This is a genomic window from Thiorhodococcus drewsii AZ1, assembly GCF_000224065.1.
GTDB lineage: Bacteria > Pseudomonadota > Gammaproteobacteria > Chromatiales > Chromatiaceae > Imhoffiella > Imhoffiella drewsii.
In genome coordinates this window covers 1-859 of sequence record NZ_AFWT01000123.1, presented here as the reverse complement: position 1 = coordinate 859, position 859 = coordinate 1, and the positions used below count along the sequence as shown (strand labels likewise).

The following is an 859-nucleotide window of genomic DNA, read 5'->3' as shown; positions in this document are numbered from 1 at the left end:
GAGCGAGGAGATGATAAAACAGTACCTGGAGCATCATTTTGAGCCGGACCCAGCGGCTGAATTTCGAGTGGAGCTCTAGACGCGTCGTTCAGTCGACGCGTATCCGGACTTTCAGTCCGTTACTCAAACCCACCGGCTTTTAGCCGGTGGTTGTTTAGTATAATGGCATCGTCTTGAGACTCTGCCCCCAACGTCACGATGCCCGAAACCCGCACTGTCAAACTGCTCCGAACCTTGCTTGCCACGCACCTCGACTGGCATGGCTCTCGTCTCGATTTTCTCGCCCGTTTCATCCTGTCCGTCCTGCAAGTGCGTTCGTTCAACCTGGCCCGCCTGGCGCCGGTGTTCTCGAGCCGCGCAAAGCCCAGTTCGAACTACATCCGGTTACAGCGCTTCATGCGCTCCTTCACGATGGATCAGGCGGACATCGCCCGCACGGTTGGCGATCTCCTGCCCGCGCAGCAGGCGTGGGTGCTGACGCTCGATCGCACCAACTGGAAACTCGGACGCGCCGAGATCAATCTGCTGGTGCTCGGTGTCGCCTACCGAGGATTGGCGATCCCCTTGCTGTGGACCGCTTTGCCCAAGGCCGGCAACTCCAACACCAACGAGCGCATCGCGCTGATGGAGCGCTTTTTCGCGACCTTTCCGGGTCAGCCAGTGGCCTTCCTGTTGGCCGATCGCGAGTTCGTCGGGCGCGACTGGCTGACGTATCTCCTGCGGCGCGAGCTGCCATTTCGCTTGCGCCTGAAGGCCAACGTCAACCTCACGTCCACCAAGGGGGCCTATCCGCTGCTGCGCGAATTCCAGACCCTGCCCGTCGGGGGCACACGGGTGCTGCGCCAGCCGCGACAGCTCT

1 protein-coding gene and 1 pseudogene are annotated in these 859 nt (G+C 61.2%); both read left to right on the top strand.

All coding sequences use genetic code 11. The features are described from left to right. A pseudogene (locus THIDRDRAFT_RS27480) lies at nt 1-79 on the top strand (IS200/IS605 family transposase); the annotation flags it as partial. Nucleotides 80-198: 119 nt separating this feature from the next. After that, a partial coding sequence (locus THIDRDRAFT_RS23335; protein WP_007043419.1) for a hypothetical protein occupies nt 199-859 on the top strand: 661 nt, incomplete at its 3' end.